The 822-nt window shown below is 39.7% G+C and carries 1 protein-coding gene; it reads left to right on the plus strand.

Annotated features, from left to right (window positions below):
- Positions 1 to 228: 228 nt before the first annotated feature.
- On the plus strand, positions 229 to 639 hold the full coding sequence (locus ACJ5GX_RS06315; RefSeq protein WP_495292820.1) for a hypothetical protein: 411 nt from the start codon (positions 229 to 231) through the stop codon (positions 637 to 639).
- Positions 640 to 822: the final 183 nt, after the last annotated feature.

Below are 822 nucleotides of genomic sequence, written 5' to 3' on the forward strand. Positions count from 1 at the left end.
TTCTCAACTGGAGGACTCCAGGTCACCTTCAATTGTTTTTCGTTTAGTGGCTCCACTTCCACGTCTTCTGGCGGACTTGGAAGTAGTTCTGTGGATAAAATAGTTTTTGTATTTTGCCATACGCATAATCATTTCTGGACGAATCTGTGGTACTCACAAAGAAAATAAAACACTATCATATTCATAGCTCCCACTAGAATGTAGTGGATATTATCTGTATCAGGATATATGGAAAGAAATAGAGACATTCAAAAGAAAGACTTAGACCGCAGAACAGAAGGCGCACTATCTACTACTGCGCTATATGGGTATAAACAGTTGCAATGCAATACTATCGTAACTAAAAGTAGTTTAGCTAAAAATGTATTTACCAATGCCTTCAACAATACAGGCCAGCGTTTTTTCCATGTACGCTGCGCACGAATAGTGCGTCTTGATGTTGTCTGTGACAGGAGTGAACTCTCCTCTGCAGACGTCTTGACAGATGTCCGGCACACGTTCTTGGACGCAGCAAGGGACATGGTTCCGTCCGTCTGCCATACATCTGAGGTAAAAAGGTTTGTTGAACAAGAAGTTACTGCTGCTGAATTAAAAGCAAAACTAGTTGGCGAAGATATTAGTAAAATTTTTCAATATTAGCTAGGCTAGAAATATGCTTAAATGACAAGGGTACCTACATGAAATCTTTGGTGAATGAAGACGAAGCAATTGTTTTTAGTTCAATCATTGTTCTCAGATCGATCGCATTTACAGTACACTTAGTAAGTGGGCAATATATCCAGAGGGTATATTGGTCGCAGATTTAGAACAATTAGCCCAGTG

The organism is Wolbachia endosymbiont of Tuta absoluta (assembly GCF_059414725.1).